At 46.8% G+C, this 20,527-nt stretch carries 22 protein-coding genes; 4 read left to right on the top strand and 18 right to left on the bottom strand.

Translation table 11 applies throughout. The features are described from left to right. Nucleotides 1-15: 15 nt before the first annotated feature. Nucleotides 16-1,932, bottom strand: coding sequence for an excinuclease ABC subunit UvrC (gene uvrC, locus ICV38_RS02275; RefSeq protein WP_215382144.1), 1,917 nt, complete (start codon nt 1,930-1,932; stop codon nt 16-18). On the opposite strand from uvrC, the gene earP reads away from it, so the two are divergent. Both earP and efp read left to right on the top strand, forming a co-directional pair. Further along, nucleotides 1,931-3,001: an elongation factor P maturation arginine rhamnosyltransferase EarP gene (earP, locus tag ICV38_RS02270; RefSeq protein WP_215382143.1), complete on the top strand. Its 1,071-nt coding sequence runs from the start codon at nt 1,931-1,933 to the stop codon at nt 2,999-3,001. The genes uvrC and earP overlap by 2 nt on opposite strands. Nucleotides 3,002-3,087: 86 nt before the next feature. Continuing rightward, nucleotides 3,088-3,648, top strand: a complete 561-nt coding sequence (efp, locus tag ICV38_RS02265; RefSeq protein WP_215382142.1) for an elongation factor P — start codon at nt 3,088-3,090, stop codon at nt 3,646-3,648. Between the two features lie 121 nt (nt 3,649-3,769). Here efp and nagZ read toward each other — a convergent pair whose 3' ends face one another. The 17 genes from nagZ to ICV38_RS02180 form a co-directional block, all read right to left on the bottom strand. Then, a complete protein-coding gene (gene nagZ / locus ICV38_RS02260; RefSeq protein WP_215382141.1) occupies nt 3,770-4,846 on the bottom strand; it encodes a beta-N-acetylhexosaminidase in 1,077 nt (358 codons plus the stop codon). Between the two features lie 21 nt (nt 4,847-4,867). Continuing rightward, the gene (acpS, locus tag ICV38_RS02255) at nt 4,868-5,260 is read right to left on the bottom strand and encodes a holo-ACP synthase (protein WP_215382688.1); all 393 of its coding nucleotides are present in this window, start codon (nt 5,258-5,260) and stop codon (nt 4,868-4,870) included. A gap of 14 nt (nt 5,261-5,274) precedes the next feature. After that, a complete protein-coding gene (gene pdxJ, locus ICV38_RS02250; RefSeq protein WP_215382687.1) occupies nt 5,275-6,024 on the bottom strand; it encodes a pyridoxine 5'-phosphate synthase in 750 nt (249 codons plus the stop codon). 12 nt (nt 6,025-6,036) lie between these two features. Continuing rightward, complete coding sequence (gene recO / locus ICV38_RS02245) at nt 6,037-6,771, bottom strand: DNA repair protein RecO (RefSeq protein WP_215382140.1); 735 nt, start codon at nt 6,769-6,771, stop codon at nt 6,037-6,039. Between the two features lie 6 nt (nt 6,772-6,777). Beyond that, nucleotides 6,778-7,671, bottom strand: coding sequence for a GTPase Era (era, locus tag ICV38_RS02240; protein ID WP_251368269.1), 894 nt, complete (start codon nt 7,669-7,671; stop codon nt 6,778-6,780). A 44-nt stretch (nt 7,672-7,715) separates the two neighbouring features. Further along, entirely contained in the window at nt 7,716-8,507 is a 792-nt protein-coding gene (gene rnc / locus ICV38_RS02235; protein WP_215382138.1) for a ribonuclease III, read from the bottom strand. Between the two features lie 6 nt (nt 8,508-8,513). Next, entirely contained in the window at nt 8,514-9,320 is an 807-nt protein-coding gene (gene lepB, locus ICV38_RS02230; RefSeq protein WP_215382137.1) for a signal peptidase I, read from the bottom strand. Further along, nucleotides 9,320-11,125: a translation elongation factor 4 gene (lepA, locus tag ICV38_RS02225; protein WP_215382136.1), complete on the bottom strand. Its 1,806-nt coding sequence runs from the start codon at nt 11,123-11,125 to the stop codon at nt 9,320-9,322. Before lepA ends, lepB begins: the two co-directional genes overlap by 1 nt. A gap of 135 nt (nt 11,126-11,260) precedes the next feature. Next, nucleotides 11,261-12,706: a DegQ family serine endoprotease gene (locus ICV38_RS02220; protein ID WP_215382135.1), complete on the bottom strand. Its 1,446-nt coding sequence runs from the start codon at nt 12,704-12,706 to the stop codon at nt 11,261-11,263. A gap of 50 nt (nt 12,707-12,756) precedes the next feature. Continuing rightward, complete coding sequence (gene fabF / locus ICV38_RS02215) at nt 12,757-14,004, bottom strand: beta-ketoacyl-ACP synthase II (RefSeq protein WP_215382134.1); 1,248 nt, start codon at nt 14,002-14,004, stop codon at nt 12,757-12,759. A 21-nt stretch (nt 14,005-14,025) separates the two neighbouring features. Continuing rightward, on the bottom strand, nt 14,026-14,265 hold the full coding sequence (gene acpP / locus ICV38_RS02210) for an acyl carrier protein (RefSeq protein ID WP_028819177.1): 240 nt from the start codon (nt 14,263-14,265) through the stop codon (nt 14,026-14,028). A gap of 100 nt (nt 14,266-14,365) precedes the next feature. Further along, on the bottom strand, nt 14,366-15,109 hold the full coding sequence (fabG, locus tag ICV38_RS02205; RefSeq protein WP_215382133.1) for a 3-oxoacyl-ACP reductase FabG: 744 nt from the start codon (nt 15,107-15,109) through the stop codon (nt 14,366-14,368). Between the two features lie 50 nt (nt 15,110-15,159). Beyond that, nucleotides 15,160-16,095, bottom strand: a complete 936-nt coding sequence (fabD, locus tag ICV38_RS02200; RefSeq protein WP_215382132.1) for an ACP S-malonyltransferase — start codon at nt 16,093-16,095, stop codon at nt 15,160-15,162. Nucleotides 16,096-16,126: 31 nt separating this feature from the next. Next, nucleotides 16,127-17,113 carry a beta-ketoacyl-ACP synthase III gene (locus tag ICV38_RS02195; protein WP_215382131.1) on the bottom strand — a complete coding sequence of 329 codons (987 nt, stop codon included), beginning with the start codon at nt 17,111-17,113 and terminating at the stop codon, nt 16,127-16,129. Further along, nucleotides 17,110-18,123 (bottom strand): phosphate acyltransferase PlsX, encoded by a 1,014-nt coding sequence (gene plsX, locus ICV38_RS02190; protein ID WP_215382686.1) that lies wholly within the window; start codon nt 18,121-18,123, stop codon nt 17,110-17,112. The genes ICV38_RS02195 and plsX overlap by 4 nt, the downstream gene beginning before the upstream one ends. An 83-nt stretch (nt 18,124-18,206) precedes the next feature. Further along, complete coding sequence (gene rpmF / locus ICV38_RS02185; RefSeq protein ID WP_011902241.1) at nt 18,207-18,386, bottom strand: 50S ribosomal protein L32; 180 nt, start codon at nt 18,384-18,386, stop codon at nt 18,207-18,209. A 105-nt stretch (nt 18,387-18,491) separates the two neighbouring features. Beyond that, nucleotides 18,492-19,067: a YceD family protein gene (locus ICV38_RS02180; protein WP_215382130.1), complete on the bottom strand. Its 576-nt coding sequence runs from the start codon at nt 19,065-19,067 to the stop codon at nt 18,492-18,494. Between the two features lie 41 nt (nt 19,068-19,108). Here ICV38_RS02180 and ICV38_RS02175 point away from each other — a divergent pair, with 41 nt between their 5' ends. Next, complete coding sequence (locus ICV38_RS02175; protein ID WP_215382129.1) at nt 19,109-19,705, top strand: Maf family nucleotide pyrophosphatase; 597 nt, start codon at nt 19,109-19,111, stop codon at nt 19,703-19,705. An 11-nt stretch (nt 19,706-19,716) separates the two neighbouring features. Continuing rightward, nucleotides 19,717-20,487 (top strand): SAM-dependent methyltransferase, encoded by a 771-nt coding sequence (locus ICV38_RS02170; protein WP_215382128.1) that lies wholly within the window; start codon nt 19,717-19,719, stop codon nt 20,485-20,487. Nucleotides 20,488-20,527 lie beyond the last annotated feature (40 nt).

Raw genomic sequence — 20,527 nt, 5'->3', positions numbered from 1 at the left:
TATGGTTGTTGGTTATTAGTGCAGTTGACGGTAGATTTGCTCTGCCAAGGTAAGAGATACCCCCTCTACACTGGCGATCTCTTCAATACTGGCATTCGCCACCCCTTTCAGTCCACCAAAGCGTGCCAATAGTTTCTGACGGCGCTTGGCGCCAATGCCCTCAATCTCTTCTAGGCGGGAAACCGTTCTGGCCTTGGCACGCTTAGCGCGCATACCGGTAATCGCAAAGCGATGCGCCTCATCCCGAATTTGCGCAACCAGAAGTAGCGCAGCACTATCAATACCAAGCTCTAGGGGCTCGCGACCATCTGCAAAGATGAGTGTTTCTAAACCAACCTTGCGGCCTTCGCCTTTTGCCACACCAACAATCAAACTAACATCCATGCCGAATTCTGAAAGTACTTGTCTTGCCATTTCTACCTGGCCTTTACCGCCATCAATCAAAATGACTTGTGGCATTTTTTCAGGAGGAAGCTCTTGGAAGTTCGCATACCGTCTTTGCAGTACTTGACGCATTGCTGCATAGTCATCACCCGGAGTAATGTCGTTGATGTTGAAGCGTCGGTACTCACCAGATTGCATTGCATTCTTGGCATACACCACACAGGATGCTTGGGTAGCCTCACCAGAGGTATGACTAATATCGAAACATTCGATTCTTAGATGCTCTAAACCCTCAAGATCTAAGCCTAAAACATCTACTAAGGCGCGCGCCCTAGCAAGTTGTCCACCGGTTTCAACCAAACGTTTTGTTAATGCAATTTTGGCATTACCTTCTGCCATTGCCAGCCAATGACGGCGTTGACCTTGAGGCTGATGTAAGAAGGTAATTTTTTTACCAGCTTGCGCATTTAATAAATCATGTAAATCCTCTGGAGGCTCTTCTGTAGATTCATTCACATCATCACTCACAGAATGAAGTGAATGATTTAAGACCAAAACGGGTGGAATTAAATTGCTTGTTGCTCCTTCTTGATCATCGCCATCCTGCAAATAATGCTGGGCAATGAAGGCCTCAAGAATCTCTGCTGGTGGGGGCAGCTCACCAGAGGCAGTTCGCAGCCCTTTAGGGAAATATGCTCGATCGCCTAAGTGACGGCCGCCACGGACCATTGCAAGGTTTACACAAACCATACCTTCCATCAGCGCTACCGCAATGATGTCAACATCACCCTCACCTTCGGCAACGGTATCCATCGCTTGTTGCTGGAGAACGCTGGAAAGATCTGCAATACGATCGCGCAGTACGGCAGCCATTTCAAATTCCATAGCGTCACTGTGAGTATGCATTTCTTTTTCGAGCTCTGAGAGCACGCGGCTATGATCACCCTCCAAGAAGCGTGTTGCCTGGGCTACATCCTGACCATACTGCTCTACACTCAATCTTCCAACACATGGCGCGCTACAGCGATGAATTTGATGCAACAGACAGGGGCGACTGCGGTTTTTGAAAACAGAATCTTCACAAGTTCTTAAACGAAATACCTTTTGCAAAATCTGCACACTATTACGAACTGCCCAGCTATTTGGGAACGGCCCAAAGTAATGATTGCGTTTATCAACTTTTCCACGATATGAAGCTAATCGTGGGAACTGGTGACCGGTTAACATCACATAAGGGTAAGACTTGTCATCCCTGAAAAGAATATTGAATGGTGGAGCCAATTCTTTAATGAGATTGTTCTCTAGAATGAGGGCTTCAGTTTCAGTCCGTGTTACTGTTGTTTCATAGCGAGCGATTTTGCCCACCATCAGCGCTATTCGTGGTGATAGTTGCTTGCTTTGAAAATAACTAGATACACGCTTTTTAAGGTTACGAGCTTTGCCAACATACAGAATGTTCCCCGCCTCATCAAAGAAGCGATATACCCCCGGCAATCCGGGTAGCCGTTTAACATCCTGCTGAAGGGTTTCAAAAAGCGAATTGCTCATGCGTTGGGATATTTTCTGCCAAATCGTAGACAACTATGGTGATGCCGGTGTTTGCTGGCGTCTAGCCCGAAGCTTATCAAGCCTTCATGGCCAAGAGGTACGCATTTTTTGCGACGATCTACCAACCCTCAATTTACTCGCTTCTGGCGTAGACCCCACAATTAAAGACAAAATTGATATTCAGCCTTGGGAAGCTAGCTATAGCAATGCCCGGCATCCTGTGCAAACTCCAGACGTGGTGGTCGAGGCTTTTGGATGCGAACTTCCCGAGCGCTATCTGGCAGGACTATTTATTGTCCCCATTAAACCCCTCATCATTAACCTAGAGTACCTCAGCGCAGAACCTTGGATTATGGACTTTCATGCAAAGGCATCGCCACAATCTCACGGCATTTCGAAGTATTTCTTCTTCCCCGGATTTCAGCGTGAGGTTGGCGGCATCTTAGTTGACCCAGTGCCATCAGAAGGCGCGGTGGTGGAACAGAAAATTCCTCATGACCTAAAAACAATTTGGACTCAATCGCGCAGTGGTGCAAAACTTATTAGTGTGTTTTGCTACCCAGGCGCACCTCTACGGAAATGGTTAGAAGATTTGGGCGCACTTGGTGAAGATGTTGATATTTTGCTAACCCATGGGCATGCCGAACTTCTCAATTTGTATGGAGAGCAACCCATACAACTGCCAAGTAATTTGCAATTACTATCTCTCCCCTTTGTTTCACAAGATGATTACGATTGGGTTTTATCGCAATGCGATTTCAATATCGTACGAGGTGAGGATTCATTCGTACGCGCACAACTAGCTGGCAAGCCATTTATTTGGCATATTTATCCGCAAGAAGATCGGGCTCACGAAGTGAAATTAGCCGCCTTTCTAGACCTCTACCTCGAAGAGGCCAATCAAGAATTAAGACTGGCAACCATCGCGGCAATGACTTGGGCTATGCCTAAGCAATGGTTCCATTCTCTCGGGCTTTGGAATGCCCATGCAAGGGCTTGGCGTACCCAATTACTCAAAAATCAAGAGGATGGTGGCTTGGCAGCCCGTCTATTGAGGTTTGTAGCCTAAGACCAAGCAATAAAGGCTTGCGGGCGGTTACAATCTTGTTTTTGATAAAAACCGCAGAAAACCACTCTGCACCCAGGAATAGCAAGATGAAAACAGCACAAGAACTCCGCGTTGGTAACGTAGTCATGATTGGTACTGATGCTCAGGTCGTTTTAAAGGCCGAATATAGCCGCTCAGGTCGTAACTCCTCAGTTGTAAAAATGAAATTTAAGAACTTGTTAACTGGCGCGCCAAACGAAGGTGTTTACAAAGCGGATGACAAGTTTGATGTTGTGATTCTCGAAAAGAAAGATTGCACTTACTCTTATTTCGCAGATCCAATGTATGTGTTCATGGATGGCGATTACAACCAGTACGAAGTTGAAGCTGAGTTTATGGGTGATGCGTTGAACTACCTCGAAGAAAGCATGCCTTGTGAAGTTGTGTTCTACGAAGGTAAAGCACTATCAGTGGCAATGCCGAACTCACTCGTACGTGAAATCGTTTACACCGAGCCAGCGGTTAAGGGTGACACCAGCTCAGGCAAGGTATTGAAGACTGCAAAATTGGCTACTGGCTATGAATTACAAGTGCCCCTGTTCTGCAACACGGGCGATAAGATTGAGATCGATACTCGCACTGGTGAATATCGTAGCCGCGCTAACTGATTAGCAAGCTACATATGCAAAAAAGCCCGGTACGCCGGGCTTTTTTCTTTTACTTATCTCTTTTTCTTTTTTCTTATTTCTTGTTTCTTATATCTGACTTACTCGCTTTACAACGAAGAGATTAAGCAATCAATTTGAACTGCTTGAGTATGCCTTTAGTATGCTGGTACTCGGCTTCTTTTTGAAGTGCCTCCCATGTCAATGGTGTAGTGCTTGGCATTAAGCGAATTAAGCGCGCAGCAGACTCAGCTTGTTTGGCCTTAGATACCCTCAAGTTACTCAATAACTGATCAGCTAAATCAGGGCGATTACAAATCAATACTGCATCACAGCCTGCATCGAGGGCCATTTCAGCGCCCTTCACTACTGAGCCAGCAACACTCGCCCCTTCCATGGAGAGGTCATCACTGAAGATTACACCTTCAAAACCGAGCTCTTGACGAAGTATGGAATGCAACCAAATCTTAGAAAAGCCTGCCGGGTTCTTATCCACTTTGGGATAAATCACATGAGCCGGCATTACCGATGCCAAACTAAGATCCAGCCACTCATAGGGCTTGGTATCATCATTGAGAATTTCAGCCAATGAACGCTCATCCACTGGAATAGCGACATGAGAATCTGCTTCTGCCCAGCCATGACCAGGAAAATGTTTGCCGCAGTTTGCCATACCGCCAAGGCGCAGACCTTCATTCAAACTCTTGGCCAATGCGAACACAATTTGTGGGTCACGACTAAAAGAGCGGTCACCAATAACGCCACTGCGGCCAAAATCTAAATCCAGCACTGGCGTGAAACTAAAGTCCACACCACAAGCACGCAGTTCAGTAGCTAATATATAGCCACATGCAGTTGCCGCAGCCATTGCTAGCGCAGCAGATTCAGCGGCATGAGTCGATTTACTTTTTGCACTCCAAAGCTCGCCTAACTTACGCATTGCCGGAAGATGGGTAAAACCATCGGTCTTGGCACGCTGTACTCGACCACCTTCATGGTCAATCGAAATCAGGACATCCGGACGAAGCTTCTTAATATCTGCGGTGAGTTTAGTTAACTGCTTGCGATTGGAAAAATTTCTGCCAAATAAGATGACGCCGCCAGTTAGAGGATGCAAGATACGACGACGATCCTCGGCATTTAATACTTGTCCTACTACGTCTAAAGTAATAGGGCCGGGATTCATTGTCGCTTTACTCATGGATTCCTCTTCTTGGTTTCTTTATTTCTGGGTAACAATTACATGCGCAATTGCCATATCTTGTTCATCGCTCACAGTGACGTGAGCTTCCCAATTTTTCTCCTGCATGAACTGAGCTAAGGCTCCGAGATAAGTCGTAATAGGCTTACCGCTGGGCTCATTTAGGGTTTGTAATGAGCGCCAAGTCATGGGCATTCTCATTCCCAAACCGATTGCTTTTGAGAAGGCTTCTTTTGCAGCAAAGCGTGTCGCTAAGAATGCAATGCCACGCTTGTGATTTCTGGCCAAGCGATGTCGAAAGACCAACATCTCATCTGGACCTAAAACTCTTTCGGCTAAACGTCCATTAGTGCGATCGTAGGCTGCTTGTAAGCGCTCAATCTGAAGAATATCTGTGCCGATACCAATGATCATGACGTTTTTAGTAATCAAAGAGGATGAATGTGATCTTTGTGTCGACCGCGAACCATCAGGGCTTTCATATCCTGGATCGCATTTTGCCAACCTTTAAATAAAGCCTCAGCCACAATCGCGTGACCAATATTGAGCTCAGATAATTCTTCAATAGCTGCAATAGACATCACATTACCTTCATGCAAACCATGGCCAGCGTTCACTCTGAGGCCAATGCTCTTACCAAATTGCGCCGCCTTACGAATACGCTCTAGCTCTTTGCTTTGTTCAGCGCCAGATAAATCGGCATAACGACCGGTATGTAATTCCACGACGGTGGCACCAACCTCTTTTGCCGCCTGAATTTGTTTCTCCTCTGGATCAATAAATAGTGAAACGCGTATACCAGCTTCTTTTAATTGCTTAGTTGCTGCTTTGACTGCCTCAAATTTACCTAAGACATCCAAACCACCTTCAGTAGTCACTTCTTCACGCTTCTCAGGCACCAAACAGACATCATGAGGCTTAACCTTGCAGGCGATATTGAGCATTTCAGGAGTAACAGCACACTCAAGATTCATGCGCGTCTTAATGAGCGGACGCAATGCTAACAAATCCGCGTCTTTAATATGGCGACGATCTTCTCGCAAATGAAGGGTAATTAAATCAGCCCCAGCCTCTTCAGCCAATTGCGCAGCTATTAGAGGATCTGGATACACCGTACCACGTGCATTACGAAGGGTGGCAACGTGATCAATATTGATACCGAGTTCTAGGGCTGTCATCACAGTAGATTACTAGATTTTCTTCAAATCAATCAAAATTTGACGGGTCGTCAATACCTGATCCTGCAGATGCAGACCTAAGAGAAAGCGCATTAGCTGCTTACTTTCAGAAAGCGTCTCTGGATCGGAAAAATCGCCTGCCGCAATCGCTAGTAATGATTGACCCTTAAGGATAGGCCAATGTCCGGGGTCGTCCCCTTGGGCTGGGCGCACGCCTCGTTCTGGCTGATATACATACTGAGTCTGCGCATCAGGCAAATCATTGGTTTCTACACAGCGATCTAAAGCCGCTGCATAACCAGTCTCTTGCAGTAGCGACAACTCAAAAGGACGCAGGATTTCTTCTAGGCCCTTAGATTCAAATTCGAGATTTGATAAGGCATTGATGGTTTCTGCGTAGCGATCATAGAGTTTTTCATATTCATCTTCACGCGCGAGAAACTTGACTAGCAATTCATTGAGATAGAAACCGCAAAGAAGCGCATCACCCACTAAGGATGGCATTCCACCAACCCACTCTGACTTAGTTAAAGTACGTAACTCAGACTTGCCACTCCAAGAAACTAAGAGTGGTTGGAAACGTTGTAATACAGGACGCAATACTGAATGGGGGCGTTTTGCACCCTTAGCAATGAGGGCCATGCGTCCATACTGCCTTGTGAAGACATCCAGAATTAAGCTGGTCTCTTTATAGGGAATGCTGTGCAATACAAAAGCAGGCTCGTCAGCAACACGAATCGAGGCCATAGAAACTTATTCCAGACCTTGCGCCCGCAATTCAGCGCGATCATCAGCCCAGCCACGTTTCACTTTGACCCAAGTCTCCAAAAAGACTTTGCCATCAAAGAGCTTTTCCATATCGATGCGGGCATCGGTAGAAATCTTTTTCAGACGCTCACCCTTTTGACCGATGATCATGGCTTTATGACTATCGCGATCCACCAAGATGGTTGCAGCAATGCGGCGCATCTTGCCATCCATCTTAAATTGATCAATTACTACAGTAGAGGTGTAGGGCAATTCTTCCCCAGTGAAGCGGAATACTTTTTCACGCAAAATCTCCGCAGCCAGAAAGCGCTCACTACGATCGGTAATCGTGTCGCCATCATAGACTGCTGGCGCTTCAGGTAAATAACCTTCAAGCACATCCAATAAGCGTTCGATATCGCCAGGACTCTTGGCACTCATTGGCACGATTTCAGCGAACTCACACTGTTGATCTTCATGACCACCCAATTCACACCAAGGCTTGGACATTTCTTTCATAAAGTTGAGCAAGGCTTGGTCGCGCTCAGACGGTGTCTGAAAACGGCTATTAAACAAGTCCAACTTATTTAATACGAGCACTACCGGCAAGTCATCTGGTAGCAACTTCAACACCTTCTTATCATCTTCACCAAAATAACCTGCCTCAACCACAAAGCAAGCCACATTCACATCTTGCAAAGCAGTGGTAACCGTCCGGTTCAATGCTTTATTGAGTGTATTCATCAAACGCGTCTGAAAGCCTGGTGTATCGATAAAGATAAACTGAGCTTCTTCACGATTCTGAATACCCAAAATGCGATGACGGGTTGTCTGCGCTTTGCGTGAAGTAATGCTAATCTTTTGACCAACCAATGCATTAAGCAATGTGGATTTGCCCATATTCGGACGTCCAACAATGGCGATAGTGCCGCATCTAAACACGATTAGCCCTTCAGCTTAAGATTTAACTGCTCTTCGGTTGCCTCTTTCTTTGCTGCTTTTTTCTTGGCAGACCGAGTTTTCTTTGGCTTACGAGATTCTTGAGGTAATGCCTTCAAGACAGCAGCCAACGCCGCCTTAGCGGCGGATTGTTCAGCGGCGCGGCGCGAGGCTCCCTCGCCTTTGACTGACACCTTCAAACTCGGAATCAAGCACTCTACTTCAAATTGCTGATTATGTGCGGCACCGGTTGTGCCAGTCACGTTATAGGTCGGCAACGGCAATTGATAGCTCTGCAAACACTCTTGCAACAGTGTCTTGTCATCCTTACCTAGGGTTTTAGGATCAACTTGAGCCAAGATCACCGAGTACAACTTACGCAAGCAATCTTTTGCGGCATCAAAACCACCATCCAAAAAGATTGCGCCTGTAACGGCCTCTAAAGTATCGGCCAAAATAGATGGGCGACGGAAGCCACCACTCTTGAGCTCACCTTCACCTAACCGGAGATAGTCAGACAATGACAATGTTTGCGCAATCTCATACAAAGCTTGCTGCTTAACTAAATTAGCACGTACACGAGACAGGTCACCCTCGTCTAAATCAGAGTAACGCTCGTAGAGCAAATCAGCAACAACGCAATTGAGAATCGAATCGCCCAAAAACTCTAAGCGCTCATTGTTTTTTTTGCTATGACTGCGGTGAGTCAGCGCTTGATTTAGGAGTTCAGGCCTCTTAAAGATATAGCCGAGGCGCTCTTGAAGCGGTGCGGTTTCGATGACGGCGCGCGCATTCATGATTGCTTACTCAAACCCACCGATACGGCCTAAATTACCTAGGTTTAGCCATACAAAGAAAGCTCTACCAACGATATTTTTATCCGGCACGAAGCCCCAGTAACGAGAGTCAGCGCTGTTATCTCGGTTATCACCCATTGCGAAGTAATGCCCCGCAGGCACCTTACAAGTGAGGCCTGTTGGTTGATATTGGCAAAATTCAGAGCCAGGGAAGCGCTCAGTTGGGAACACGGTTGCTGGACGATCGGGATCGTTCAAAATCTCATGACGATTACCACCAAGGTCCGCTGGGAATGTTTCTGTAAAGCGTTTGGCGTAACGCATATTTTCAGGGTCAAGATAAGACTCGCCACCGCTATATTGCAATGGCTGACCATTAATTGTTAAGCGCTTATCTTCATAACTAATCACATCACCTGGCAAAGCAACGACACGCTTGATGTAATCAACAGACTCATCACGTGGGTAACGGAACACAATCACATCACCGCGCTTAGGCGATCCTAAATCAACCACCTTTTGATTAATTACCGGCAAACGGATGCCATAGGTGAATTTGTTCACCAAAATGAAGTCGCCGATCTGCAAGGTTGGGATCATAGAGCCCGATGGGATCTTAAAGGGCTCAACAATGAAAGAGCGCAATACAAATACTGCACAAATGACGGGGAAGAAACCTGCGGTGTACTCCAACCACAGTGGCATACGATCAATGCCAGCGACTTTTCTTTGGGGTGCGAAGTACATCTTGTCGGCAACCCAAGCAATGCCCGATACGATCACCAAAATGAAGAGAATGAGAGCGAAGTTCATTAATCTTCTACCTGCAAAATAGCCAAGAAGGCCTCTTGTGGAATCTCGACGTTACCCACTTGCTTCATACGCTTCTTACCTTCTTTTTGCTTCTCTAATAACTTACGCTTACGGGAGATGTCGCCACCGTAACACTTGGCCAAAACGTTTTTACGCAAAGCCTTGACGTTTTCACGAGCAACGATATTGCTTCCAATCGCCGCCTGAATCGCGACATCAAACATTTGACGCGGAATAATGCCGCGCATCTTAGAAACCACTTCACGGCCGCGGTGCTGACTATTACTTCTGTGTACGATTACAGAGAGAGCGTCAACCCGATCGCCATTAATCAAAATATCGACCTTCACTACATCTGCTGGACGATATTCCTTAAATTCATAATCCATGGAGGCATAACCACGGGAGATCGATTTGAGACGATCAAAGAAGTCCAAAACGATTTCTGCCATAGGTAGTTCATAGGTGAGTTGCACTTGACGACCTAAATAGTTCATACCCGTCTGAATACCGCGCTTACCGACGCACAAGGTAATCACTGATCCCACATACTCTTGTGGCATGTAGAGATTGACGGTAACAATTGGCTCCATGATGGTGTCGACCTTACTGGTCTCTGGCATCTTGGATGGGTTATCCACCATGATGACCGTGCCATCGGATTGTTGCACTTGATATACCACCGTTGGCGCAGTCGTAATCAGGTTCATACCGTACTGGCGCTCTAAGCGCTCTTGCACGATCTCCATGTGGAGTAAACCCAAGAAGCCGCAACGAAATCCAAAACCTAAAGCCTGTGATACTTCGGGCTCATATAAGAGAGAGGCATCGTTTAGCTTGAGCTTTTCAAGCGATTCACGCAATTGATCATATTCACTTGCCTCAACTGGATACAGGCCAGCGAACACTTGAGGTTTCACTTCTTTAAATCCAGGCAATGGCTCAGCTGCAGGAACTCGACCTTGCTGTCCAGGAGAATGCGTCACGGTGTCGCCGACTTTAGCGGCTTTCAATTCTTTAATGCCCGCAATCACAAAGCCCACTTGACCTGCAGATAACTCTGGGCGATCAACAGACTTCGGACTAAACACGCCGACATGCTCGACTAAATGGCTTGAACCATTAGCCATCAAAGTAATTTTTTCTTTTGGCTTTAAGGTTCCATTGACAACGCGTATCAACATCACAACGCCAACGTAGTTATCAAACCAAGAATCAATGATCAATGCCTGCAATGGATCGGCCGCATTGCCTTTTGGTGGCGGGACCTTTGCGATCATCTCTTCAATCACATCCGCAACGCCCATGCCTGTTTTAGCTGAGCAAGTAACTGCCTCTGAAGCATCAATGCCAATCACGTCTTCGATTTCTTTTTTAGCGCGATCAGGATCGGCTTGCGGCAAATCAATCTTATTGAGCACCGGTACCACCTCAACACCCAACTCAAGAGCCATGTAACAGTTAGCAACTGTTTGAGCCTCAACACCTTGACTAGCATCCACCACCAATAACGCACCCTCACAAGCAGACAAAGAACGACTTACCTCATAGGAGAAGTCAACGTGTCCTGGGGTGTCAATGAGGTTAATGTTGTAGATCTTGCCATCTTTGGCTTTGTAATTTAATGCTGCAGTTTGAGCCTTAATGGTGATGCCGCGCTCACGCTCAATATCCATTGAATCGAGAACCTGAGCTTCCATTTCGCGATCAGAGAGACCGCCGCAAAGTTGAATAATGCGATCCGCAAGCGTAGATTTGCCGTGATCAATATGGGCGATGATAGAAAAATTGCGGATTAAATCCATAGCGTCTTATTTAATGATTCAAAAAACGCCTTGTCAGAACGCACCACAATGATGCGCTGCAAAAAGTCGTCTTAAGGGGATTGTAATGGGTGGCGCCCAAAAGGCGCCGAACCCCATTTTTTGCCTAAAAAGGGCTTATTTTGGCCTGACAGGAATGACTAAAGTGCTATCAGCACGGCGGATAAAGACTGGAACAGCCTTATTTGCATCCAGGCCTTTCACCAGGGCCTCAAATTGCTTTACCCCTAAAACATCGGCATCAGCTATCCGAATAATCACATCGCCAGGACGAACCCCTGCTTTACCCAGAGGGCCATCGCCCAAACCGGTTACTTCTACCCCGCCCTTGATATTCAGATCCTTCTTTTTAGCGTCCGATAAATCAGTCACTGTCACACCCAAGGTGTTTGCACTATTGCCATTTACAGCGGGTGCATCAGACTTTTTAGCAGCTTGTGCAGACTCAGTATCAGTTACGGTGACATTAAGTTCGCGTGTTGCACCTTTGCGCCAAACTTGCACGGGCACAGAAGTGCCTGGCTTGGTATCGCCAACTACTCTTGGTAAGTCAGTAGATTTTGCAATTTCGCGACCATTAAAACTCAAGATGACATCGCCCGCCTCAATTCCTCCGGAAGCAGCAGGACCGCCAGGCTCAACATTGCGAACATACGCGCCACGGGGCTTACCCAAGCCTAAGCTCTCAGCCACTTCTTTTGTCATCTCACCCAAAGCAACACCAATACGACCGCGTGTCATTTTCCCATTGGTACGCAACTGATCAGCAACCCGCATAGCTTCATCAATCGGAATTGCAAATGAGATTCCCATGTAGCCGCCAGAGCGACTAAAGATCTGAGAGTTGATACCAATCACTTGACCTGCAGTATTGAGCAATGGACCACCAGAATTACCAGGGTTAACCGCAACGTCAGTCTGGATAAAGGGCAAGTAATCGCCAGTATCACGACTCTTTGCAGAAACAATGCCTGCAGTCACAGTGTTCTCAAGTCCAAAGGGGGAGCCAATTGCCAAGACCCACTCACCTACTCGCACCTTAGACGAATCACCTAAAGGCATCTTAGGCAAATCACGGGCTTCAATTTTGACAACCGCAACATCGGTACGCTTATCCATACCCAATAGCTTCGCTTTGAACTCACGTTTATCTGTCAGTGTCACATAGATCGTCGTCGCGCCCTCAACCACGTGTGCGTTTGTCAGAATCAAACCATTGGATTCAATAATGAAACCAGACCCAACGCCACGGTCTGCTTCTTGTGGTTTGCCAGGATTGGGTTGTGCTTGTTTAGGTCCATTGGGAATGCCCGGAATTGGCACGCCAAAGAAGCGACGAAAAAATTCTGCTTGATCTTCAGGCATTCCAGGAATGCCACCTTGATTCTGCTGAACCATGATTTTTTCAGTCGTACGGATATTCACGACCGCTGGACTTGCGCGCTCAACCAAGTCGGCAAAATCCGGAATAGTGACTCGCGGATTTTGAGCGATTGCAGGTGCAACAAACGACATCTGCCCCAAACTCAAAATAGCCAAGAGCGCAATAAAGTGCTTTTTCATAATGCTATGACCTACTTGGTAAAAACCAAAAAATGGAGATAAAAAGAATATTAGGTCAGCTTACCAAAAATCAAGGTGCCGTTAGTACCACCAAAGCCAAAGTTGTTTTTGACTGCGTGATCAATTTTCACATCCCTAGCGGTATTGGCGCAGTAGTCCAAATCACACTCAGGATCTTGATTGAAGATATTGATGGTGGGTGGAGATTTCTGGTTGTGGAGAGCCAAAATCGTGAAAACAGACTCCAAACCGCCCGCGCCACCCAAAAGGTGACCAGTCATCGACTTGGTGGAGTTAATTAAAGCCTTCTTAGCGTGGTCGCCCAATGCCGCTTTGATTGCATCGGTTTCATTCTTATCACCCAAAGGCGTTGAGGTGCCGTGCGCATTCAAATACTGAATTTGATCTGGATTTAAACCAGCATCGCGCATTGCGTTCACCATGCAACGACGTGGGCCATCCATATTGGGAGCGGTCATGTGATACGCATCACCACTCATGCCAAAGCCAAGTAATTCGCAATAAATTTTCGCGCCGCGCGCTTTAGCGTGTTCGTACTCTTCAAGCACAACAACACCAGCACCTTCACCGAGAACAAAACCATCACGGTCTTTATCCCAAGGACGTGATGCGGTTGCAGGATCATCATTGCGAGTAGAGAGCGCTCTCGCAGAAGCAAAGCCACCAACTCCTAAGGCAGAAATGGTGGATTCAGCACCTCCGGCAACCATCACATCAGCATCACCGTACTGAATTAAACGCGCAGCCAAACCAATACTGTGCAATCCAGTCGTGCATGCTGTTACCGCAGCAACGTTTGGGCCTTTGAGACCAAACAAAATACTGAGGTGCCCAGAAATCATATTAATGATGGAGCCTGGAACAAAGAATGGTGAGATACGACGAGGGCCGCGAGCCAATAGCTCAGCGCCAGTCTCCTCAATCATTGGCAAGCCGCCAATGCCAGAGCCAACCATGACACCAATGCGCTCTGCGTTTTGCTCTGTAACTTCTAGACCGCTGTCGCGAATAGCTTGCGTACCAGCAGCGATGCCGTAATGGATAAAGGTATCCATATGGCGCGCCTCTTTGGCAGAAACATATTCTTCAACATTGAAATCTTTCACCTCTCCAGCGAAATGAACGCTCAGTGGAGTGTGGTCAAACTTGGTGATCGTAGCAATACCTGATTTGCCTTCCAGCAAATTAGACCAAGCTACGTCAACTGAATTACCGACAGGTGAGATGAGGCCAAGGCCGGTGACTACTACCCGGCGTCGGCCATTTAATGCTGACACAGTAATACCTAGGCTCGGGAATTAACCCTGAGCTTTTGATTTAGCGAAGTCGATCGCGAGCTGAACTGTGGTGATCTTTTCAGCTTCCTCATCAGGAATTTCGATGCCGAATTCATCTTCCAAAGCCATAACCAGCTCAACAGTGTCAAGAGAGTCAGCGCCCAAGTCGTTCACGAAAGAAGATTCATTTTTGATATCTCCTTCAGCGACGCCCAATTGCTCAGCGACGATTTTCTTAACGCGTTGTTCGATGTTGTCCATTAATTTCCCCAGGGGTTGTAAAAACGATGAAAAGGATTTTATCAGTTTGGTGGACTGAATTAGCAAATTCGCTCAAAAATGACCAAATCCATGCTTAGGCTTAGGCTAAATAGAGCCCGCCATTGACGTGGAGGGTATTGCCCGTGACGTAACCAGCTGCTGGAGAGGCCAAAAACGCTACCGCTTGGGCAACATCCTCCGGACTTCCCAATCGGGCTAGTGGAATGTTCACTTTTAGGGCATTTTGCTGCTCTTCGCTCAAAGCACGGGTCATATCAGTATCGATAAACCCAGGTGCCACGCAATTGACGGTGATGTTGCGACTACCAATTTCACGAGCCAAAGCACGTGTCATCCCTGAAACACCCGCTTTTGCAGCGGCGTAATTTGCCTGTCCTGCGTTACCCATATGACCGACGATAGAAGTGATATTGATAATGCGGCCACCACGTACTTTCATCATAGGACGCAAAACAGCTTGAGATAAACGGAAAACTGAGCTTAGGTTGGTATCAATCACGTCGGTCCACTCTTCAGACTTCATGCGCATAGCCAAGTTATCGCGAGTAATGCCAGCGTTGTTGACCAAAATATTGATACCGCCAAAATCTTTCACAATCCGATCAATAATTTCTTCACAGGCATTTGGTGCGGTGACATTGAGTAACAAACCTGCACCACCAGAAGCTTTTAAGCGATCATCAATTGCTTTTGCACCACTCTCTGAAGTAGCGGTACCAATCACCTTAGCACCACACTTCACTAATTCATCCGCAATTGCCTGTCCAATACCGCGCGAGGCGCCAGTTACTAAGGCAATTTGTCCACTTAAGTCGAGATTCATATTTGTCTTTCGCTCTGTTTCTTTGAAGTGCTGTTTTTAATCTTTAGCTTTTATTGCAAGCTTGCCAAGACTTCATTCAAGCTAGCCTCATCAAAAACTGGCACGCCCGTCACTTGATCGTTGATGCGCTTGGTGAGACCCGCCAACACCTTACCTGGGCCGCACTCTACTACTTGAGTGATACCTTGCGCAGCCATTGCTTGAATCGTTTCTTGCCAACGCACTGGTTTAGCAGCTTGACGAACCAGCGCGTCCTTAATGGATGCTGGATCATCCAAAATTTCTACATCAACGTTATTGATTACAGCAATCGTTGGCGTCTTAAATTCGATATTAGCCAAGTAGTCTTTGAGTTTTTCAGAAGCTGGTTGTAATAAAGAAGAGTGAAATGGCGCAGACACCGGCAACGGCAGCGCACGTTTAGCACCAGCCGCTTTTAATAATTCACATGCTTTTGTTACCGCATCACTTGCGCCAGCGATTACCACCTGACCAGGGGCATTGAAATTGACTGCCTCAACTACGCCACCAGATGCAGCACTAGCTTCGGCGCAAACTTTGATGACAGTCGCATCATCTAAACCTAGGATAGCCGCCATACCACCGGTACCTACTGGTACAGCGGTTTGCATCGCTTCGGCACGAAAACGCACCAAAGGCACTGCATCCTTAAATGAGATCACGCCAGCAGCAACCAAAGCAGAATACTCACCAAGACTATGACCTGCCATTACCTTAGGGGCATGACCACCGACAGCTAACCAAGCGCGGTAGAAAGCCACCGCGGCGGTCAACATCACTGGTTGAGTGTTCGTAGTTAATGACAGCGCTTCTGCAGGACCTTCTGCAATCAGCTTTGCAACATCTTCACCCAAAGCTTCGGAAGCCTCTTGTAATGTTGCACGCACTTCAGGACGCTCAGAAATGGAATTGAGCATGCCAACCGATTGAGAACCTTGTCCAGGGAATACGAATGCAAAAGTCATGAGATTAATTTACTGAGTAATAAAAATAGAATCAATACTTTAGAGCAACTGCGCCCCAAGCAAATCCACCGCCCACACCCTCCAATAGGAGATGTTGACCGCGCTGAATTTGGCCAGATCGCACACCAGTATCTAAAGCCAATGGAATGGATGCTGCAGAGGTATTACCATGCTCATGCACGGTAACAATTACCTTATCCATGGACATGCCCATCTTTTTAGCTGTGCCTTCCATGATGCGAATGTTTGCTTGGTGAGGCACCAACCAATCAATTTGCTCTGGCTTGAGATTACCTTTTTCCAAAACCTCATGCGCCACTTGTTCTAATACTTTGACTGCCAATTTAAATACTGCTTGACCATCCATCGTCATAAATGGAGAGCCATGGACTGAGCCATTGCCAGAACGTCCAGGCACACACAAAATATCGCGTTGGCTACCATCAGCATGTAAAGCGGTTGACAGAATGCCGGGCTCATTTGAAGCTTCCAATACCACTGCGCCTGCGCCATCACCAAACAAAACACAAGTACCGCGATCTTGGAAATCCAAAATACGCGAAAAGGTTTCGGCGCCAATCACCAGGACTTTTTTGTAAGAGCCTGAGCGAATAAAAGCATCTGCAGTTGCCATGGCATACATAAAACCAGCACAAACAGCCTGCACATCAAACGCAGCGCAATCGGTATGCGCACCCAATTTGTCTTGCACTACACAAGCTGTACTTGGAAATCCACCCAAATGATCTGGGGTAGAGGTTGCCAAAATGATGAGATCCAAATCTTCTGAAGTAATACCCGCACTAGTCAGTGCTGCTTGGGCTGCTTTAACAGCAAGATCGCTAGTAAGCTCATTCTCGGCAGCAAAGTGACGCGCCGAAATACCACTACGAGTAGTAATCCACTCATCGCTGGTTTCCAAACCAGACTTCGCCAAAAGTTCAACTAAATCTTGATTGGTTAAGCGCTGTTTGGGAAGATAGCTTCCAGTACCAGCAACTCTTGCAAAAATACTCATACTTTTGTCTCCGCTACAAAGGCTGCGGCAATGCGCTCGACCATCCGATTTTTGGCAGCCTCATAGGCACGATCCAGAGCAAAGCCAAATGCAAAGCGATCCGCAGATCCATGACTCTTAATGACACAACCGCGTAGACCTAACAATACAGCACCGTTGTAGCGACGATGATCAACACGCTTGCGAACACGCAGCAGCGGCACCATAGCGCCAATTGCCATCAATTTCGTCAGCAAAGAGCGATTGAATTCATCACGAATCATGCCGCTCATCATTTTTGCTAAACCTTCACTAGCTTTGAGTACTACATTACCTACAAATCCATCACATACAACGATATCAGTTGTGCCCTTAAAAATATCATTACCTTCTACGTTGCCGTAAAAATTCAAATTGGTCTGTCGTAACAACTCACTAGTTTGCTTGACAACTTCATTTCCCTTGATCACTTCTTCACCAATGTTAAGAAGACCAATAGAAGGATTTTGTTTGCCATCAACGACCTGAACCATGACGTTAGCCATCTGCGCAAACTGAACTAAGTGCATCGGCTCACAGTCAGCGTTTGCCCCCAAATCCAACATTGTCGTACCGCGCCCTAATTCATTCGGGATGGCGGTAGCAATAGCTGGACGATCAACACCTTCGAGGGTTTTGAGAATATAACGAGAGATAGCCATCAACGCGCCAGTGTTACCAGAGGAGATCACTGCATCCGCCACACCTTCTTTGACTTGCTCGATAGCAACCCGCATCGACGAATCTTTTTTACGACGCAAAGCAACTTCAATGGGGTCATCCATCAAAACAACTTCACTCGCAGAAATAATATGAATGCGCTCCATTGGCGCTTTGGGAGATTTGCTCAAGGCTTGCTTGATCAAATCCGGATCACCCACTAGGGTAATCTTGACATCACTGTGTTTTTCTAAAAAATCGCAGGCAGCAGGAACCGTCACGACGACTCCATGATCTCCGCCCATGGCATCAATAGCAAGAGTAACGCTCATAAACTCATTGATTGCTGCAAGTGATTTATCCAAGAAAAAAGCGGCTTTAACAGGAGCCGCTTCTATCTGTTTAGACTAAAAAATTAGTCGTTTTTAGTTTTAACAACTTTACGACCACGATAGTAGCCGTTTGGTGAAATGTGGTGGCGCAAATGAGCCTCACCAGTTGTGGCTTCAACAGCCGTAGCAGGTGCGGTCAAAAAGTCGTGCGCACGGTGCATGCCACGTTTGGAAGGTGATTTTTTATTTTGTTGAACAGCCATATTGAACTCCTAAGCAAGGCGTCATTCTAGCATGGAAAAGCGTCTAAATGCTTGATTTGTCTATGAGGCACACTGAAAACAACAGGCCCGTTAAAGACCCCATTTTCAATTTTTCTTCATATTTTTCAGTATGTTAAAGGGATTTTCCCGCTCATCTGCAGCTGCTTCGCCCTCATCATCCCCAAAAACTGAGGCATGGGGCTCACAAAAACCTTCTGGATGCTTTGGAATCAAGGGGATAGAGAGCAAAACCTCATCCTCAATGGTTTCTAAGAGGTTAAATTGCTGACTTACCACCAAAGGTTCCTGCTCCTCATCCTCCAAGGGATAATCATCAGCTTCAGCCTCAGTGGAGACCAGGATAAAACGACGTTGTTCAGCTAAATCGACACTGCAATCCTGTAAACAGCGCTGACAAACCAGGTGTAGGCGCCCTTTTAGACCCAATTCCAATATTTGCAGGGGGTCGCTACCAGGCGAGCCCTCAAAATGCGTCTCGACATTCCAGTTAAAGCCATCCCCCGGAACCACAGTGGATGCCTCCTCAGCTAGCCTTGGCAACTCTAAGATGCTTAAAAAACCAGCACCTTTAAAAGATTGTGGGGCGCAGAAATCCACCCGCTTCAAAGCACTTGGATCTGCAGATAACTGGACTTGAGGTAAAACTTGATTACGATTCATGGCATCAGTCTAAATCAAGGCACTCTCGAAAGTCAGCAGCAATGAGTATTTCTACAAACCCACCTCTTATCTTGGCGTCTACCTCTGTATATCGCCGTGAACTTTTAGGGCGCCTACGCATTCCGTTTGAGGTCATTTCTCCAAAGGTGGATGAAACACCTCTGACTGGCGAAAGCACACTCGACTTAGCGCTACGACTTGCACATGCAAAAGCGGCGGCAGTTGCCAAACAACATCCTGATGCATGGGTCATTGGCTCTGATCAAGTTGCCGATCTTTGTGGTGCGGCAATTGGTAAGCCTGGAAACTTTGAAAGGGCGATGGCACAACTCCAACTCATGCGTGGTCAAACAGTCATCTTTCAGACAGCATTGTGCTTAATGAAAGGTGATACCCAAACTACCTTGTGCATTCCAACTGAAGTCACCTTTCGCAAACTTTCTGATGATGCTTTAGAAAGTTACTTGCTCGCCGAGGAACCTTATGACTGCGCAGGCAGCGCCAAGTCAGAAGGTCTAGGCATCAGCCTGCTAGAAGCCATCAAGAGCGATGACCCTACCGCCCTCATCGGCTTGCCACTCATTGCCTTAACGGGGTTATTGCGTGATGCTGGCTTTGTCATTCCAGCAAAGAAATAAAAAATACCTTTATGGCAAAGCTTGGCACACTCTACTTAGTTCCCAATACGCTGGGTGATGATGCTCGCACCGAGCAATTACCTTGGGTATTACCAAATGAAACGATTGCTTGTACTGCCAAACTAAAATATTGGATTGTGGAAGATGCTAAAACAGCGCGCGCATTTTTAAAAGCAGTAGATAGCGTTTCTCCACTAGCTTGCACCATTCAAGAGATGCAAATGAGTGAATGGCGTGGTGCTGCGCGTAATGCAAAGTATGGTGATTCAGTAAAGCCTGCTGATTTGTTAAAACCTCTACTTGCCGGCAATGACATGGGTCTCATGTCTGAAGCAGGTGTGCCAGGTGTTGCCGATCCGGGCGCTGAACTCGTGCTCGCAGCCCACAAACTTGGCGCTCAAGTCAAGCCTTTGGTTGGCCCTAGTTCGATTTTGCTAGGCCTGATGGCTAGTGGCCTGAATGGGCAGCGCTTCGCATTTCAGGGCTATATCCCACACGACAATCATGAGCGTAGCGCCAAGCTCAAACAATTAGAGATTGAGTCTCGAAAGTTACAACAAACTCAGATTTGGATTGAAACTCCTTATCGCAATACCGCGATGTTGATGGCATGTATCCACTCATTAGCACCACAGACATTACTTTGCCTTGGTATGGATCTCAGTCTCAAATCTGAAATGATCACTACGCTATCGATCGCGGATTGGCGCAAGCGCTACCCTAATGAAGCAGCATGCGCCTCATTACAAAATAGGCCAACAATATTTCTATTATTGGCCTAAGTGGGCTCACTCTTTATTGAGTGAGGCATGCTTGCAATTT

Source organism: Polynucleobacter sp. MG-6-Vaara-E2 (genome assembly GCF_018687695.1).
Taxonomy (GTDB): Bacteria; Pseudomonadota; Gammaproteobacteria; order Burkholderiales; family Burkholderiaceae; genus Polynucleobacter.
The sequence above is the reverse complement of the archived record's forward strand: the minus strand, read 5'-3'. Positions and strand labels throughout refer to the sequence as shown.

Excerpts from the sequence above, each read along its gene's own strand:
- earP (WP_215382143.1), top strand. The coding sequence starts at position 1,931 with ATGCGTTGGGATATTTTCTGCCAAATCGTAGACAACTATGGTGATGCC.
- uvrC (WP_215382144.1), bottom strand. The coding sequence starts at position 1,932 with ATGAGCAATTCGCTTTTTGAAACCCTTCAGCAGGATGTTAAACGGCTA.
- efp (WP_215382142.1), top strand. The coding sequence starts at position 3,088 with ATGAAAACAGCACAAGAACTCCGCGTTGGTAACGTAGTCATGATTGGT.
- nagZ (WP_215382141.1), bottom strand. The coding sequence starts at position 4,846 with ATGAGTAAAGCGACAATGAATCCCGGCCCTATTACTTTAGACGTAGTA.
- acpS (WP_215382688.1), bottom strand. The coding sequence starts at position 5,260 with ATGATCATTGGTATCGGCACAGATATTCTTCAGATTGAGCGCTTACAA.
- pdxJ (WP_215382687.1), bottom strand. The coding sequence starts at position 6,024 with ATGACAGCCCTAGAACTCGGTATCAATATTGATCACGTTGCCACCCTT.
- recO (WP_215382140.1), bottom strand. The coding sequence starts at position 6,771 with ATGGCCTCGATTCGTGTTGCTGACGAGCCTGCTTTTGTATTGCACAGC.
- era (WP_251368269.1), bottom strand. The coding sequence starts at position 7,671 with ATGGGCAAATCCACATTGCTTAATGCATTGGTTGGTCAAAAGATTAGC.
- rnc (WP_215382138.1), bottom strand. The coding sequence starts at position 8,507 with ATGAATGCGCGCGCCGTCATCGAAACCGCACCGCTTCAAGAGCGCCTC.
- lepB (WP_215382137.1), bottom strand. The coding sequence starts at position 9,320 with ATGAACTTCGCTCTCATTCTCTTCATTTTGGTGATCGTATCGGGCATT.
- lepA (WP_215382136.1), bottom strand. The coding sequence starts at position 11,125 with ATGGATTTAATCCGCAATTTTTCTATCATCGCCCATATTGATCACGGC.
- ICV38_RS02220 (WP_215382135.1), bottom strand. The coding sequence starts at position 12,706 with ATGAAAAAGCACTTTATTGCGCTCTTGGCTATTTTGAGTTTGGGGCAG.
- acpP (WP_028819177.1), bottom strand. The coding sequence starts at position 14,265 with ATGGACAACATCGAACAACGCGTTAAGAAAATCGTCGCTGAGCAATTG.
- fabG (WP_215382133.1), bottom strand. The coding sequence starts at position 15,109 with ATGAATCTCGACTTAAGTGGACAAATTGCCTTAGTAACTGGCGCCTCG.
- fabD (WP_215382132.1), bottom strand. The coding sequence starts at position 16,095 with ATGACTTTTGCATTCGTATTCCCTGGACAAGGTTCTCAATCGGTTGGC.
- ICV38_RS02195 (WP_215382131.1), bottom strand. The coding sequence starts at position 17,113 with ATGAGTATTTTTGCAAGAGTTGCTGGTACTGGAAGCTATCTTCCCAAA.
- plsX (WP_215382686.1), bottom strand. The coding sequence starts at position 18,123 with ATGAGCGTTACTCTTGCTATTGATGCCATGGGCGGAGATCATGGAGTC.
- rpmF (WP_011902241.1), bottom strand. The coding sequence starts at position 18,386 with ATGGCTGTTCAACAAAATAAAAAATCACCTTCCAAACGTGGCATGCAC.
- ICV38_RS02180 (WP_215382130.1), bottom strand. The coding sequence starts at position 19,067 with ATGAATCGTAATCAAGTTTTACCTCAAGTCCAGTTATCTGCAGATCCA.
- ICV38_RS02175 (WP_215382129.1), top strand. The coding sequence starts at position 19,109 with ATGAGTATTTCTACAAACCCACCTCTTATCTTGGCGTCTACCTCTGTA.
- ICV38_RS02170 (WP_215382128.1), top strand. The coding sequence starts at position 19,717 with ATGGCAAAGCTTGGCACACTCTACTTAGTTCCCAATACGCTGGGTGAT.